The organism is Curvibacter lanceolatus ATCC 14669, from assembly GCF_000381265.1.
Taxonomy (GTDB): Bacteria; Pseudomonadota; Gammaproteobacteria; order Burkholderiales; family Burkholderiaceae_C; genus Curvibacter; species Curvibacter lanceolatus.
In genome coordinates this window covers 246,115-261,219 of record NZ_KB906255.1, presented here as the reverse complement: position 1 = coordinate 261,219, position 15,105 = coordinate 246,115, and the positions used below count along the sequence as shown (strand labels likewise).

At 63.9% G+C, this 15,105-nt stretch carries 12 protein-coding genes; 6 read left to right on the top strand and 6 right to left on the bottom strand.

Annotated features, from left to right (window positions below):
• Positions 1-85: 85 nt before the first annotated feature.
• The 5 genes from mnmE to rpmH all read right to left on the bottom strand — a co-directional run bounded on the left by mnmE (position 86) and on the right by rpmH (position 4,203).
• The gene (gene mnmE, locus F624_RS0108070; protein ID WP_019573781.1) at positions 86-1,498 is read right to left on the bottom strand and encodes a tRNA uridine-5-carboxymethylaminomethyl(34) synthesis GTPase MnmE; all 1,413 of its coding nucleotides are present in this window, start codon (positions 1,496-1,498) and stop codon (positions 86-88) included.
• 77 nt (positions 1,499-1,575) lie between these two features.
• Positions 1,576-3,237, bottom strand: coding sequence for a membrane protein insertase YidC (gene yidC / locus F624_RS0108065; protein WP_019573780.1), 1,662 nt, complete (start codon positions 3,235-3,237; stop codon positions 1,576-1,578).
• A complete protein-coding gene (yidD, locus tag F624_RS0108060; protein ID WP_019573779.1) occupies positions 3,234-3,530 on the bottom strand; it encodes a membrane protein insertion efficiency factor YidD in 297 nt (98 codons plus the stop codon). Before yidD ends, yidC begins: the two co-directional genes overlap by 4 nt.
• Positions 3,524-4,033: a ribonuclease P protein component gene (locus F624_RS0108055; protein ID WP_031254478.1), complete on the bottom strand. Its 510-nt coding sequence runs from the start codon at positions 4,031-4,033 to the stop codon at positions 3,524-3,526. Before F624_RS0108055 ends, yidD begins: the two co-directional genes overlap by 7 nt.
• Before the next feature lie 35 nt (positions 4,034-4,068).
• Entirely contained in the window at positions 4,069-4,203 is a 135-nt protein-coding gene (gene rpmH, locus F624_RS0108050; RefSeq protein WP_006299042.1) for a 50S ribosomal protein L34, read from the bottom strand.
• Positions 4,204-4,554: 351 nt separating this feature from the next.
• On the opposite strand from rpmH, the gene dnaA reads away from it, so the two are divergent.
• The 3 genes from dnaA to gyrB all read left to right on the top strand — a co-directional run bounded on the left by dnaA (position 4,555) and on the right by gyrB (position 10,014).
• Positions 4,555-5,976, top strand: coding sequence for a chromosomal replication initiator protein DnaA (gene dnaA, locus F624_RS0108045; protein WP_019573777.1), 1,422 nt, complete (start codon positions 4,555-4,557; stop codon positions 5,974-5,976).
• A 194-nt stretch (positions 5,977-6,170) separates the two neighbouring features.
• Positions 6,171-7,277 carry a DNA polymerase III subunit beta gene (gene dnaN / locus F624_RS0108040; protein WP_019573776.1) on the top strand — a complete coding sequence of 369 codons (1,107 nt, stop codon included), beginning with the start codon at positions 6,171-6,173 and terminating at the stop codon, positions 7,275-7,277.
• 181 nt (positions 7,278-7,458) lie between these two features.
• A complete protein-coding gene (gyrB, locus tag F624_RS0108035) occupies positions 7,459-10,014 on the top strand; it encodes a DNA topoisomerase (ATP-hydrolyzing) subunit B (RefSeq protein ID WP_425387278.1) in 2,556 nt (851 codons plus the stop codon).
• Between the two features lie 127 nt (positions 10,015-10,141).
• Here the strand turns inward: gyrB and F624_RS0108030 are convergent, their stop codons facing one another.
• A complete protein-coding gene (locus F624_RS0108030; protein WP_031254475.1) occupies positions 10,142-10,774 on the bottom strand; it encodes a LysE family translocator in 633 nt (210 codons plus the stop codon).
• Between the two features lie 298 nt (positions 10,775-11,072).
• Between F624_RS0108030 and F624_RS0108025 the strand changes: the two genes are divergently transcribed.
• From F624_RS0108025 to egtD, 3 genes are all read left to right on the top strand, one after another.
• Complete coding sequence (locus tag F624_RS0108025; RefSeq protein ID WP_019573773.1) at positions 11,073-12,668, top strand: histidine-type phosphatase; 1,596 nt, start codon at positions 11,073-11,075, stop codon at positions 12,666-12,668.
• A gap of 212 nt (positions 12,669-12,880) precedes the next feature.
• A complete protein-coding gene (egtB, locus tag F624_RS0108020; RefSeq protein WP_031254474.1) occupies positions 12,881-14,122 on the top strand; it encodes an ergothioneine biosynthesis protein EgtB in 1,242 nt (413 codons plus the stop codon).
• Positions 14,119-15,081, top strand: a complete 963-nt coding sequence (gene egtD, locus F624_RS0108015; RefSeq protein ID WP_051107346.1) for an L-histidine N(alpha)-methyltransferase — start codon at positions 14,119-14,121, stop codon at positions 15,079-15,081. Before egtB ends, egtD begins: the two co-directional genes overlap by 4 nt.
• Positions 15,082-15,105: the final 24 nt, after the last annotated feature.

The window sequence follows — 15,105 nt, the reverse complement described above, 5'->3', positions numbered from 1 at the left end:
GCATGGCGCAGCAGGGCGGTGAAAGGGCCCCAGTCTAGAACGGTGGCCGTGCCCCGATGCCTGGGACAGACGGCACAGTGCCGTCTTATTTGCCGATGCAGAACTTGGAGAAGATCACGCCCAGCAGATCGTCGGGCGTGAACTCGCCGGTGATCTCGTTCAGGGCACCCTGGGCCAGGCGCAGTTCTTCGGCCAGCAAGTCCAGCGCCTGGGCCTGGGCACTCAGGCAGGCCTGGGCCTGATCGAGGTGATCCTGCACCCGCAACAGCGCCTGCACATGGCGCTCGCGAGCAATGTAGACGCCCTCGGGGGCCGACTGCCAGCCGGCGACCTGCAGCAGTTGCTGGCGCACCAGGTCCAGGCCCTGGCCGGTGCGGGCCGACAGCCGCAAGCCCGACGGGGCCCGGTCGGCCGACTCGGCGGCCTGGTCGAGCTTGTTCCAGACATGCAGCACCGGCACCCGGGCCGCCAGGGTGCTGGCCAGTGTGTCGGCAATGGCCTGATCGGCCGCCTGGTAGTCGGCTTGCGCGGCCCGGGTCAGGTCGTGCAGAAAGAGCACCGCATCGGCGGCGGCAATCTCGCCCCAGGCACGCTCGATGCCGATGCGTTCGACCTCGTCGTGGCTGTCGCGCAGGCCAGCCGTGTCGATCACGTGGATGGGCACGCCCTCGATCTGGATGGTCTGCTCGACCTTGTCGCGGGTGGTGCCGGCGATTGGGGTGACGATGGCCAACTCGGCCCCGGCCAGGGCATTGAGCAAAGAGGACTTGCCGGCGTTGGGCTGGCCCGCGATCACCACCTTGATGCCCTCGCGCAGCAAGGCGCCCTGGCGGGTGCGCTGCTGCACACGCTGCAGGCTGGCGCGCAGGCGGTCCAACTGGCCCTGGGCATCGGCTTTTTGCAGAAAGTCGATTTCCTCTTCGGGAAAATCCAGGGTGGCCTCGACCAGCATGCGCAGGTGGATCAGCGCATCGCGCAGTTGCTGCACCTCGCGCGAGAACTCGCCCGACAGCGAACGCCCGGCGCTGCGCGCCGCGGCCTCGGTGCTGGCATCGATCAGGTCGGCGATGGCCTCGGCCTGGGCCAGGTCGATCTTGTCGTTCAGAAAGGCACGCTGGGTGAACTCGCCCGGCTGGGCCACCCGCAGGCCCGGCAGACGCGGCTGCCCGGTGGCGGAATCGACCTCGGCACCCGCCTGCAGGCAACGCGCCAGCAGCAATTGCAGCACCACGGTGCCGCCGTGCGCCTGCAGCTCCAGCACGTCTTCGCCGGTGTAGGAGTTCGGCGCCGGAAAGTGCAGCGCCAGGCCATGGTCGATGGGCTGGCCCTGGGCGTCGCGCAAGGGCAGGTAGGTGGCCTCACGGGGGCGCAGGGCGCGCCCGCACAAGGCCTGCACCAGCGGCCGGACGTCGGGGCCACTGATGCGCACGATGCCCACGGCACCGCGCCCGGGGGCGGTGGCAATGGCAACGATGGGGTCGGATTGGCGGGCCAGCATGGTGGGGCTCTTTCATCAAAAAAGGCCGGCCAACTTGCGCTGGACGGCCTCGATCGAACCGAAGTTCAGGGCTGGGCTCAGTTCACGCCGAGCCGCTTGTTGATCACCCATTGCTGGGCGATGGACAGGATGTTGTTGGTGATCCAGTACATCACCAGACCAGCCGGGAAGGCAAAGAACATCACGCTGAAGACCAGGGGCATGATCCACATCATCTTGGCCTGCATCGGGTCCGGCGGGGTGGGGTTGAGCCAGGTCTGCAGCAGCGAGGTGCCGGTCATGATGACGGGCAGGATGTACAGCGGGTCTTTGGCCGACAGATCGGTGATCCACAGAATCCAGGGCGCGTTGCGCATCTCGACGCTGGACAGCAGCACCCAGTACAGCGCGATGAACACCGGGATCTGGATCATGATGGGGAAGCAGCCCCCCATGGGGTTGACCTTTTCCTCGCGGTAGATGCGCATCATCTCCTGCTGCATCTGCTGCGGCTTGTCCTTCAGGCGCTCACGCATCTCGGTGATCTTGGGATTGATCGCCTTCATCTTGGCCATGCTGGAATAGGCCTTGGCGTTGAGCCAGAAGAAAGCAGCCTTCAGCAGCACCACCAGGCCCACGATCGACCAACCCCAGTTGCCCAGCAGGCCATGGATCTTGTCGAGCAGCCAGTACAGCGGCTTGGCCAGAATGGTCAGCCAGCCGTAGTCCTTGACCAGTTCCAAGCCGGGGCTCAGGGCTTCAAGCTTCTTTTCTTCCTCAGGGCCGGCGTAGAAGCGGGCTTCCAGCGATTGGCTCGCACCCGGAGCGATGCTGGGCAGGGTGGTGATCATGCCCACCGAGTACAGATTGGTGTCGACCTTGCGCATGAACAGATCGCGCTGCACGCCGTCGGCCAGCAGCCAGGCACTGGCAAAGTAATGCTGCACCATGGCAACGTAGCCATTGGCCGATTCCTTCTGGATGTCGGCCTTGCCGTTTTCGATGTCCTTGAATTCAACCTTCTGGTACTTCTTGGCTTCGGTGTAGGCGGCCGGGCCGGTGAAGGTGGAATAGAACGAGGACTCGCCTGGCGGCTTGTTGCCGTCGCGCACCAGTTGGAAGTAGATCTGCGGCGTCACGGCAGCGCTGCCGGTGTTCTGCACTTCGTGCTTCACGGCCATGTCATAGGCACCGCGGCGCAGGGTGTAGGTCTTGATCAGCTTCACGCCGCCCAGGTCAGGCGACTCAAAGCGCACGCTGAGCTCGCTCTCGCCGTCCTTGAGAGTACGGGGGCCGGGCACCACATTCATCGGGGTCTTGTGGGTGGGGAAACCACCACCGATCAGGCCGGTCTGCGCCACGTAGACGCGGTCTTTGCTGTCGTCCAGCAAGGCCACCGCGCGGTCCTTGTTCTCGACGTCCGAGTACTTCAGCAACTCAGCCTTGACCAGGGAGCCGCCCTCGCTGTCGAAGGTCAGCTTGAAGACGTCGGTGGTGACCTCGACCGCTTGGCGGGGAGCCGGCGCAGCCACCGTGCCAGCCGCCGGCAGTTGGGCCGCTGCGTTGGTGGCAGAGGTGGGAACGGCCGCACTGCCGGCCACCGAGGGCTTGGCTGCGCCTTCTGCCGCGGCCGTGGCCGCAGGGGCGCTGGTCGGGAAGAACATGGCCTTGTTGCCGTTGTGGACCTGCCATTTGTCCCACAACAGGACCATGGAGAACCCGAAGATCACCCACAAGATGGTGCGGCGAATGTCGTTCATGAAGACTTCTTTTGCGAAGAATGTTGGGAAATGGGGGCACAGCCAGAGGCGCCGCCCAGCGTGAACAGCCGGGGACGCTCGGCGGGTACCGGGTCGGATCCACCGGCACACCAGGGGTGGCAGCGTACCAGACGCCGCAGGGTCAGGTAACTGCCAGCCGCAGCACCGTGCTGCTCCAGGGCCTGCAGCGAATAGACAGAACAGGTCGGTTCGAACCGGCAGGCCGAGCCCAGCCAGGGGCTCAACAAGAGGCGATAGCCGCGAACCAGACCGATCAGAACACGCTTCAGCATGGTGTCGCTCCAGGCTCTGTCGAAGCGGGAGCAGACGCCACCGGCGCGGGGCGCGATGGCGAGATACAGGCGCGCCGGAACAACTGGTTCAGCTCGGCCCGCACGGCTTGACGCAGCACATCGGAGGTGGCGCTGACAAACTGCTTGCGGTCAAAGCCGGAACGCAAACGCACCACATGGGCAGCGACCATCAGGCGAGGCTCGAATTCGGCCCCCAGCGCATAGATCTGGCGCTTGATGGTGTTGCGGGTCACGGCCCGCTTGGCCCAGCGCTTGGGCACCATGGCCCCCAGCCAGGGCTGCCCAGGAATCGATCCAGGAACGACAAAAAGAGCCTGATCATTTCGCTGAGACGAAACATCAGGCCCTTCTTGAGGCCGAACCGGCGACGCGACAGCGTCGGCGGAGAGCACCAGGCGGTGCAAGGCAAAGTGCGGTGTGCGAGACACCGTACCGCCCGCCATCGCGGCCTGGAACTGCGGACGGGTTTTCAGCCGTTGCACGCGAGCAGCCCGGAGTTCACCAGGCAATGCCTGGCTTAGACAGCCAGACGCTTGCGGCCCTTGGCGCGGCGTGCGTTGATCACGGCACGACCACCACGGGTCTTCATGCGGACCAGGAAGCCATGGGTGCGGGCGCGACGGATTTTGGAAGGTTGGTAAGTGCGTTTCATGATGAATTCCTAGAGGTTCAGTTCTGGCCATTCGTTCATGCACTGCTCGTGCAACACCGCCAAACCCAAGCCTGACGACATCGCTGCAAACCGCGCCCAAACCAGGGGCCTTGTTCTAATCGCCCGACCCAAGCAAGCACCGCAGTGACTGCTGCATCGGGGAAACCCGCGATTATCGCAACATTTCATGGTTGCGACAAGTACAAGCACATTTTGAAGGTCTTTGCCAGTTGCGACATGGCCCTAATGCGGGGGCAGGGGCTTCAGCCCTTCAGGTTGTGGATAACCGTTTGACAAACTAGAATCCAGCCCGCTGTCCGCAATTGACTATCCACAGAAAACAGACCAAGAATGACCGAGGGAAACCTGAACAGCGCCACCGAGAGCGCATCCCCGAACGCAGGACACAGCCTCTGGCAGGCATGTATCGAGCAACTCGCCCAAGAACTGCCTGAACAGCAATTCAACACCTGGATCAAGCCCCTGGTGGCCCAGGCCCCGGACGACCTGTCCAAGATCACCATCTACGTCGCCAACCGCTTCAAGCTGGACTGGATCCGTGCCCAGTATGCGAGCCGCATCGCCCAGATGCTGGAGCGTTTGTACGGCCAGGCCGTGCCCATCGAGTTAGCGCTCACTCAGCGTGAGCCTGCTGCCAGAGCTTACTCTGCGCCCTCGGCATCGACAGCGTCCGAGCCTCAGCAAGCCCCTGAGCCTGCCGCCCCCAGCGAAGACCCGAGCGCCAACACCTTCAAGAACCGACTCAACGCTGCCCTGACCTTCGACACCCTGGTGGAGGGCACGGCCAACCGCATGGCGCGGGCCGCCGCCATGCACGTGGCCGGCACGCCTGGCCACCTCTACAACCCCTTGTTCATCTACGGCGGCGTGGGCCTGGGCAAGACCCACTTGATGCATGCCGTGGGCAACCGCCTGCTGGCCGACAAGCCCGACTCGAAAGTTCTCTACATCCATGCCGAGCAGTTCGTGTCGGATGTGGTTAAGGCCTATCAGCGCAAGGCTTTTGACGAGTTCAAGGAGCGTTATCACTCGCTTGATCTGCTGCTGATCGATGACGTGCAATTCTTTGCCAACAAGGACCGCACGCAAGAAGAGTTCTTCAACGCCTTCGAAGCCTTGCTGGCCAAAAAGTCGCACATCGTGATGACCAGCGACACTTACCCCAAGGGCCTGGCGGACATCCACGAGCGCCTGGTATCACGCTTCGACTCGGGCCTGACCGTGGCCATCGAGCCCCCCGAGCTCGAAATGCGGGTGGCGATCCTGATCAACAAATCCCGCGCCGAAGGCACCGAAATGCCCGAGGAAGTGGCGTTTTTCGTGGCCAAGAACGTGCGCTCGAACGTGCGCGAGCTCGAAGGCGCCCTGCGCAAGATCCTGGCTTACTCGCGCTTCAACCAGAAAGAGATCTCGATCCAGCTGGCCCGCGAGGCCCTGCGCGACCTGCTGTCGATCCAGAACCGCCAGATCAGTGTCGAGAACATCCAGAAGACGGTGGCCGACTACTACAAGATCAAGGTGGCCGACATGTACAGCAAGAAGCGCCCGGCCAGCATTGCCCGCCCGCGCCAGATTGCCATGTACCTGGCCAAAGAGCTGACCCAGAAGAGCCTGCCCGAGATCGGCGAGCTGTTTGGCGGCCGCGACCACACCACCGTGCTGCACGCCGTGCGCAAGATTTCCGGCGAGCGCCAGCAGCTGACCGAGCTCAACCAGCAGCTCCACGTGCTGGAGCAAACCCTGAAGGGCTGATGTGATGAAATGCGCACCAGCCCACACCGGGCCCCAAGAAGCCCGAACAAGCGGTGCCTTGACTCAAAAATGCCCCGAAAAACGGTGAAAATGGCGTGTTTCCAGGGAGGGCCTCGGGTCGGCGCTGCGCCGAGCCGCCCCGGCACCGGAATGTCGCTAGAAGCTGCTACTAAGAATTTGAACTAGAGGTTGACATGATCGTCCTGAAGGCCACACAAGACAAAGTCCTGTCGGTTCTGCAATCGGTTGCAGGCATTGTCGAGCGCCGCCACACCCTGCCCATCCTCGCCAACGTGCTGATCCGCAAGACCGGCAGCGCGCTGCAACTGACCACCAGCGATCTGGAAATCCAGATCCGCACCACCGCCGAGCTCGACGGCGATGCCGGCAACTTCACCACCACCGTGGGTGCCCGCAAGCTGATCGACATCCTGCGCACCATGCCGGGCGACCAGACCGTGAGCCTCGAGTCGAGCCAGAACAAGCTCATCCTCAAAGGGGGCAAGAGCCGCTTCACGCTACAGACCCTGCCGGCCGAAGACTTTCCGCTGGTGCAGGAGGCCGCCAACTTCGGCCCCGTGTTCAGCGTGCCGCAAAAGACGCTCAAGAGCCTGCTGGGCCAGGTGTCGTTTGCCATGGCCGTGCACGACATCCGCTACTACCTCAACGGCATCCTGTTCGTGGCCGAGGGCAAGACCCTGAGCCTGGTCGCCACCGATGGTCACCGCCTGGCCTTCGCCTCGGCCACCCTGGACGTGGAAGTGCCCAAACAAGAGGTGATCCTGCCGCGCAAGACCGTGCTCGAACTGCAACGCCTGCTGTCCGACGCCGAAGGCGGCATCGAAATGCAGTTTGCCAACAACCAGGCCAAGTTCAGCTTTGACGGCATGGAGTTCGTCACCAAGCTGGTCGAAGGCAAGTTCCCCGATTACAACCGCGTGATCCCCAAGGGCCACCGCAACAGCCTGACCCTGGGCCGCACCACCTTGCTGGCCAGCCTGCAGCGCACCGCCATCCTGACCAGCGACAAGTTCAAGGGCGTGCGCCTGAACCTCGAGCCCGGCACCCTGCGCATCGCCTCCAGCAACGCCGAGCAGGAAGAGGCGGTCGACGAACTCGACATCGACTACGGCGGCGACACCATCGAGATCGGTTTCAACGTCACCTACCTGATCGACGCCCTGGGCAACATGGACCAGGACATGGTGAAGATCGAGCTGTCCGACTCCAACAGTTCGGCCCTGGTCACCATCCCCGAAAACGACAGCTTCAAGTACGTGGTGATGCCGATGCGCATCTGAGGCCCCTCCAGCGGAACCAAGGCCTTGCGCACAACGCCACAACCCTGAACCCGACCCGCGCTGAACCAGCTGTGTTCTGCGCGGGTTTGGTCCATCAAGAGATTGAGAAAAACGCACCATGACCGAACCAAACAAGCCGCTGTCCGACGCTGAAACCAGCTCCAACGAAGCCTTCAGCGACCTGCCGCAGACCAAGATCGACACCAACCAGGCAGGGGCGTCCGAGGGCTATGGCGAAGGCGCCATCCAGATCCTCGAAGGCCTGGAGGCCGTGCGCAAGCGGCCCGGCATGTACATCGGCGACACCTCGGACGGCACCGGCCTGCACCACCTGGTGTTCGAAGTGGTCGACAACTCGATCGACGAGGCCCTGGCCGGCCACTGCGACGACATCGTCGTCACCATCCACAGCGACAACTCGATCAGCGTCACCGACAACGGCCGCGGCATCCCCACCGGCGTGAAGATGGACGACAAGCACGAGCCCAAGCGCAGTGCCGCCGAAATCGCCCTGACCGAGCTGCACGCCGGCGGCAAGTTCAACCAGAACAGCTACAAGGTGTCGGGCGGCCTGCACGGTGTGGGCGTGAGCTGCGTGAACGCACTGTCCAAGTGGCTGCGCCTGACCGTGCGCCGCGAAGGCAAGGTGCATGAGATCGAATTCGCCAAGGGCTTTGTGCAGAACCGCCTGCTCGAGACCGTCGACGGCTTCGAGGTCTCGCCCATGAAAGTCACCGGCGCCACCGAAAAGCGCGGCACCGAGGTGCACTTCCTGCCCGACACCGAAATCTTTCAGCAGAACAACGATTTCCACTACGAAATCCTGTCCAAGCGCCTGCGCGAGCTGAGCTTCCTGAACAACGGCGTGCGCATCCGCCTGAAGGACGAGCGCAGCGGCAAGGAAGACGACTTCTCGGGCGCCGGCGGCGTGCGTGGCTTTGTTGAATTCATCAACAAGGGCAAGCAGGTGCTGCACCCCAACATCTTCTACGCCCACGGCGAACGCCCCGCCGAAACCTACGGCGGCATTGCCGGCACCCACATCGGGGTGGAAGTGGCCATGCAGTGGAACAGCGGCTACAACGAAAGCGTGCTGTGCTTCACCAACAACATCCCCCAGCGTGATGGCGGCACCCACCTCACCGGCCTGCGCGCCGCGATGACCCGCGTCATCAACAAGTACATCGAAGAGCAAGAGCTGGCCAAGAAAGCCAAGGTTGAAGTCAGCGGCGACGACATGCGCGAAGGCCTGTGCTGCGTGCTCAGCGTCAAGGTGCCCGAGCCCAAGTTCAGCAGCCAGACCAAGGACAAGCTGGTGTCCAGCGAAGTGCGCGCCCCGGTCGAAGACATCGTCAGCAAGCTGCTCACCGACTACCTGCAAGAGCGCCCCAACGACGCCAAGATCATCTGCGGCAAGATCATCGAAGCCGCCCGCGCCCGTGAAGCCGCCCGCAAGGCCCGCGAAATGACCCGCCGCAAAGGCGTGCTCGACGGCATGGGCCTGCCCGGCAAACTGGCCGACTGCCAGGAAAAAGACCCCGCGATGTGCGAAATCTACATCGTCGAGGGTGATTCCGCCGGCGGCTCGGCCAAGCAAGGCCGCGACCGCAAATTCCAGGCCATCCTGCCCCTGCGCGGCAAGATCCTGAACGTTGAAAAAGCGCGCTACGAGAAGCTGCTCACCAGCAACGAAATCCTGACCCTGATCACGGCCCTGGGCACCGGCATCGGCAAGGCCGGTGGCAGCACGGGCGGTGACGACTTCAACGTCGCCAAGCTGCGCTACCACCGCATCATCATCATGACCGACGCCGACGTCGACGGCGCCCACATCCGCACCCTGCTGCTCACCTTCTTCTACCGCCAGATGCCTGAGCTGGTCGAACGCGGCCACATCTACATCGCCCAGCCGCCGCTCTACAAAGTCAAGGCCGGCAAGGAAGAGCTGTACCTGAAAGACGGCCCCGCACTCGACGGCTTCCTGCTGCGCATCGCCCTCAAGGACGCCAGCATCAGCACCGGCGGCGCCGCCCCGCAAACCCTCAGCGGCGACACCCTGGCCGAACTGGCCCGCAAGCACCAGATCGCCGAAAGCGTCATCGCCCGCCTGAGCAACTTCATGGACGCCGAGGCCCTGCGCGCCATCGCCGACGGCGTGGCCCTGAACCTCGACAGCGTGGCCGATGCCGAAGCCAGCGCCGTCGCCCTGCAGGCCAAGCTGCGCGAGCTGACCACCACCGGCGTGCCCGCCGAAGTGGCCGGCGAATTCGACGCCCGCACCGACAAGCCGGTGCTGCGCATCAGCCGCCGCCACCACGGCAACATCAAGAGCAGCGTGCTCACGCAAGACTTTGTGCGCGGCGCCGACTACGCCGCCCTGGCCGAAGCCGCCGAAACCTTCAAGGGCCTGCTCTCCGAAGGCGCCAAGGCCACCCGCGGCGAAGGCGAACGCCAGAAGGAAGAAAAAGTTGCCGACTTCCGCCAGGCCATGAAGTGGCTCATCGCCGAAGCCGAACGCACCACCAGCCGCCAGCGCTACAAGGGCCTGGGCGAGATGAACCCCGAGCAGCTCTGGGAAACCACCATGGACCCCAACGTGCGCCGTCTGCTGCGCGTGCAGATCGACGACGCCATCGAAGCCGACCGCGTCTTCACCATGCTCATGGGCGATGAGGTGGAGCCGCGCCGCGACTTCATCGAGACCAATGCGCTGCGGGCGGGGAATATTGACGTTTGAGGTGTCTGATCACACGCCAGGTGCAACCCGTGGCAAGTCCATGAAGCGCTTGCACTCCAAAAAATGAAATGGCCCGGAATCACCGGGCCATTTTTTTACTTGAGACGATGCTGGTTCAAGCGCAGGGCTAGCGCCGCCCCTCCAGCACCAAGCGGGTGGCCAATCCCGCCAGCACGGTGCCCATCAACCAGCGCTGCACCCGCTGCCAGGTGGGACGGGCCGCCAGAGCGACTGCGGCGGAGCCGGCCAGCAGGGCCACCATGGCATTGACGCTGAGGCTCACCACGATCTGCGTGAAGCCCAGCACCAGGGATTGCAGCAGCGGGCTGCCATGTTCGGGCTCGATGAACTGCGGCAGCAGGGACAAATAGATCATCGCGATCTTGGGGTTGAGCAGGTTGGTGATGAACCCCATGGCGAACAGCTTGCGCGGGCTGTCCTGGGGCAACTGGCGTATTTGGAATGGCGAGCGCCCGCCTGGTTTGACAGCCTGCCAGGCGAGATAGAACAGATAGAAAGCACCGCCCATCCTCAAGGCGTCATAGGCAAAAGGCACCGCCATCAGCAAGGCCGTGATCCCCAATGCAGCAAACACCATGTAGAACACAAAGCCGAGGGCAACCCCGCCCAGAGAAATCAGGCCAGCCCCTCGCCCCTGGCAGATGGAACGCGAGATGATGTAGACCATGTTCGGCCCGGGCGTGAGCGCCATGCCCAGCGAGATGAGGCCGAAAGCAAACAAACTGGAAATTTCTGGCATGGGCAGGTCCTGTATCAGGGCAAAGCGCTTGAGCTGGGGTGTGAAGCCCCAGCATAGGAACAGACCCTGCACCTGAAAAGATACAGATCCACTCAGATGGGTGCGATACAGCGCTCCCAGACCGACCTCTCGGCGTCACCTGCTCTCCAGGCCCCACCAAAGCCATCACACAACGGCAGCTTCAAGGCGCCTGGCCCGGCGCAGGCTCCGATGGCGCCCGCGCAGGCCATTCACAGCCCTGTCACCCTGGCTGCTTAGCCTGCGAGTCCCTATGGATACTCTCAGAAAGCCCCTCGATATGCTGGCCAAACCCCGCCTTGCCGTTCTCCAGACCGGCCTCTTGTTGAGCCTGAGCTGCCTGCTCTCGGCTTGCGGTGGCTCGGATGGTGGCGCCAATCCGCGCACCTATTACCAGACCAAAACCCCTTACGCGCCACAGCAGGATGCCACGAGCTACGAGGCGCCCCCCAGTGGCTTCAACGCGGTCTACACCGGCCTGCTCGCGCGTCATGGCTCACGGGGGCTGTCCAGCCTGAAGTACGACCTGGCGGTCTACAACATGTGGAAGAAGGCCTCGGATGACGGCGCACTGACGTCCCTGGGCGCACAGTTGGGGCCGGACGTTCTGAAGATCATGAAGGCCAACTTCCTGCTGGGCTATGGCGTGAGCGGCATCACGACGCCCGGCTACGGCAACGAGACCCAACTCGGCATCACCGAGCACACCCAACTGGCCCAGCGTCTGATCAATCGTCAATCGGCACTCTTTGAGTCCGCAGCCAGCGCCGCCTCCAGCAACCCGCGCAAGATCGTCGTGGTCACATCGGGGGTTGATCGCGCCGTCGACAGCGGTGCCTTCTTCGTCAAGTCGATGCTGGCCACCAAGCCTGCGTTGATCAGCCTGGTCAGTTACCCGCCTGCGCCATCCCCCTACCCCGAAGGCGGCACCCCGATTGCACAGCCCGATGGGACCAATCGGTTTCTGCTGTACTTCCACAAACTGGTGGCCAAGACCGACAAGGTGAGCAACACAGCCAATCCGCTGTACACCACCTACCAGGACAGCCAAGCCTTCCAGACCTGGTTGAACGACAGCGATCTGGCCGCCAAACAGGCCGCCATCCTGGCCGACAGCGCAGCCCAGACAGCGGGTCGCGCGGTGTTGGAGCGCTTGTTCACCAAGGCCTTCGTCGACAAGATTGCGGCCGGCACCTACAGCTTCGCCAACACCGGCAGCATGACTTTCAGCAGTGATGACGGCAAGTTCACCAGCACCCTCAGCGGGGATGGCAAGACGGGCATCACGGATCTGGCCAGCGGGGGCTCGCTGATCTATGAGCTGTATGCGATCGCCCCCGCCATGAAGGCCGAGGCCAATGTCGACTTCACGACCTACATGCCTGAGGACCAGGCGCGCTACTTTGCCTACCTGCAGGATGCATCCGACTTCTACAAAATGGGGCCGAGCATCACCGAAAAAGGCAGCGTGACCTGGAAGATGGCCCAGATCCTCGAAGACGACTTCTTCAATGAAGTCGATGCCATTGCCAGCGGCAAATTGACCAACGTCGCCAAGCTGCGCTTTGCCCACGCGGAGATCGTGATCCCGTTCGCCTCAAAGATGGGATTGAAGAACGTTCTCCAGCAGCAAGCACTGTCCACGATGTACACCTACGACAACAACCCCTGGCGCGGCGAGTATGTGTCTCCCATGGCCGCCAACATGCAGTGGGACGTGGTGCGCAACAGCGCGGGCACGGTGTTGGTGAAGATGCTCTACAACGAAAAGGAAACCGACTTCAAAACGGCTTGCGATGGTGCCCGCTATGCCGCAGGCAGCCACTATTACGACTACACGAAACTCAAGACGTGTTACGGCCACGTCAGCAACTGAGTCATCCGATCCGCCAGGCTGGCCCAGGCAACACCCCATGGCGTTTGTCACCGCCATGGCACTGTGCTGTAATAAATTGCAGGTCAGGCACGACTCACGCGAGACAAGAGTCGGCCCGACGGCGTCACACGACCCCGGCTGTGACGCCCACCAGGAGCCCATGAATGCCGCCTACCTCGCCCATCGCCGTGGACCGACCCGGCGACACCGCCATGGGGTCCGACCGACAAGCGCCCATTGAACGCTACCAGGCCGTGCGGCAGCACAGCCTGACCTTGTGCGAAGGACTGGGTGCTGAAGACCTGTGCGTCCAGTCGATGCCGGATGCCAGCCCCGTCAAATGGCATCTTGCGCACGTGAGCTGGTTTTTTGAAGCCGTGGTGCTGCTGCCCCACCAGCCCGGCGCCAAAGCCTTTGACGAGCGCTATCTGCGCCTGTTCAACAGCTACTACGAGGCGCTGGGGCCGCGCCACCCCAGGCCGCAGCGCGGCTTGCTGACCCGGCCGACCCTGGCCGAGGTGCTGGCCTACCGACGACACGTTGACCAGGCCATGGTGGCTTTCATGCAAGCGTGTGACGCGAGCACCTGGGCACGGGCCTGGCCCCTGATCGAGCTGGGGCTGCACCACGAGCAGCAACACCAGGAGCTGATGCGGACCGACCTCTTGCACGCCTTCTCGTGCAACCCCCTGCTGCCGCCCTGGCTTCAAGGGGTGCCACCCAGCCCTGGCCGGGTGGCCGCAAGTGGGCCGGCCTGGCATCGCCTGGAAGAGGGCCTGGTCACCCTCGGGGCCGAGGGCGGTGGTTTTCATTTCGACAATGAAAGCCCGCGCCACCGCGTGTGGCTGCAGGGCTTTGAGATCGCAACCCGCCTGGTGAGTTGCGGGGATTTTCTGGCCTTCATCGAGGATGGCGGCTACCGGCGCCCAGGCTTGTGGTTGTCGGATGGCTGGGCCACCGTGCAGGCCCAGGGCTGGCAGCAGCCGCCATATTGGCTGGCACCCGGCGATGCCCGGGCCCCGGCCGCCCACTGGCAGGTGTTCGGTTTGCACGGTGTGCAGGCGCTGGACCGGCACGCCCCCGTCAGCCAGCTGAGCTTTTATGAGGCCGCGGCCTATGCCGAGTGGGCCGGGGCCCGGCTGCCCACTGAATTCGAATGGGAGGCGGCCAGCGCATCGGCCGCCTGCCACGATCTGCACGGCCAGGTCTGGCAGTGGACCCGCTCGGCCTACCATCCCTACCCCGGCTTCAAGCCCCTGGGTGGTGCGGTGGGCGAGTACAACGGCAAATTCATGGTGGGACAACTGGTGCTGCGCGGCAGCAGCCTGGCCACCCCGGCAGGCCATGCCCGCCACACCTATCGCAACTTCTTTCCGCCTGCGGCACGCTGGCAATTCAGTGGCCTCAGGCTGGCGCGCGACCTGCCAGGCGCCTCGGGGGGGCCGGCAGCATGAGGGCGCTCACGCCTGCCGTGCCGGCCCCCGTGCCTTCATCCGAGGCCGCAGCCTTCGCCGCCGACCTGCATGCGGCGCTGCAGGGCACGCCCCGGCAGATCTCGCCCAAGTACTTTTACGACGCCGCCGGTTCGGCGCTGTTCGACGCCATCTGCGAGCTGCCCGAGTACTACCCCACCCGAACGGAACATCAGATCCTGCAGGCCTGCGGGCGCGCCATGGCCGCGCACATCGGCACATCGGTCGAACTGATCGAGTTTGGGGCCGGCTCCTGCGTCAAGGTGCAGGCCTTGCTGGACCACCTGGGCCCAGACCTGCGCTATTGCCCCATCGACATCTCGGGGGAGCACCTGGCCGTGTCCACGGCCAGGCTGGCCCGCCGCTACCCAGGCATCGAGATCTGCCCGGTGGTGGCCGACTACACCGCCGCGCTGAGCCTGCCCGACGCAGGCTCGCGCCGGCGCGTGGGCTTTTTCCCGGGCTCGACACTGGGCAACTTCACACCTGACGAAGCCCTGCAGTTCTTGCGCCACGCGGCCCGGTTGCTGCGGGGCGGGGCCTTGTTGATCGGGGTCGACCTGATCAAGCACCCCGATCGCCTGCATGCGGCCTACAACGACCGCCAGGGCATCACGGCCGCCTTCAACAAGAACCTGCTGCAACGGGCCAACCAGGAGCTGGGCAGCAATTTCGAGCCGGACCAATTCGATCACAGCGCCTTCTACAACGCCCCCCTGCAACGCATCGAGATGCACCTGGTGAGCCGCCGCCCACAAACCATCGAGCTGCAGCAGCAGCGCTACACCTTTGAGCAAGGCCAGACCCTGCACACCGAGAATTCGTACAAATTCACCATCGACGGCCTGCGCCATCTGGCAGCCCAAGCGGGCTGGCAGGCGGGCACGGTCTGGACCGACCCTGAAGAGCTCTTCAGCCTGCATTGGCTGATCGCGCCCTGAAAGAGGGGCCCTGGCCAGGTGGGC

What these genes read in the sequence shown, in the direction of transcription:
- yidD (WP_019573779.1), bottom strand. Translation starts at nt 3,530, where the DNA reads ATGCTGAAGCGTGTTCTGATCGGTCTGGTTCGCGGCTATCGCCTCTTG.
- dnaN (WP_019573776.1), top strand. Translation starts at nt 6,171, where the DNA reads ATGATCGTCCTGAAGGCCACACAAGACAAAGTCCTGTCGGTTCTGCAA.
- dnaA (WP_019573777.1), top strand. Translation starts at nt 4,555, where the DNA reads ATGACCGAGGGAAACCTGAACAGCGCCACCGAGAGCGCATCCCCGAAC.
- mnmE (WP_019573781.1), bottom strand. Translation starts at nt 1,498, where the DNA reads ATGCTGGCCCGCCAATCCGACCCCATCGTTGCCATTGCCACCGCCCCC.
- rpmH (WP_006299042.1), bottom strand. Translation starts at nt 4,203, where the DNA reads ATGAAACGCACTTACCAACCTTCCAAAATCCGTCGCGCCCGCACCCAT.
- yidC (WP_019573780.1), bottom strand. Translation starts at nt 3,237, where the DNA reads ATGAACGACATTCGCCGCACCATCTTGTGGGTGATCTTCGGGTTCTCC.
- F624_RS0108030 (WP_031254475.1), bottom strand. Translation starts at nt 10,774, where the DNA reads ATGCCAGAAATTTCCAGTTTGTTTGCTTTCGGCCTCATCTCGCTGGGC.
- F624_RS0108025 (WP_019573773.1), top strand. Translation starts at nt 11,073, where the DNA reads ATGCTGGCCAAACCCCGCCTTGCCGTTCTCCAGACCGGCCTCTTGTTG.
- egtD (WP_051107346.1), top strand. Translation starts at nt 14,119, where the DNA reads ATGAGGGCGCTCACGCCTGCCGTGCCGGCCCCCGTGCCTTCATCCGAG.
- egtB (WP_031254474.1), top strand. Translation starts at nt 12,881, where the DNA reads ATGGGGTCCGACCGACAAGCGCCCATTGAACGCTACCAGGCCGTGCGG.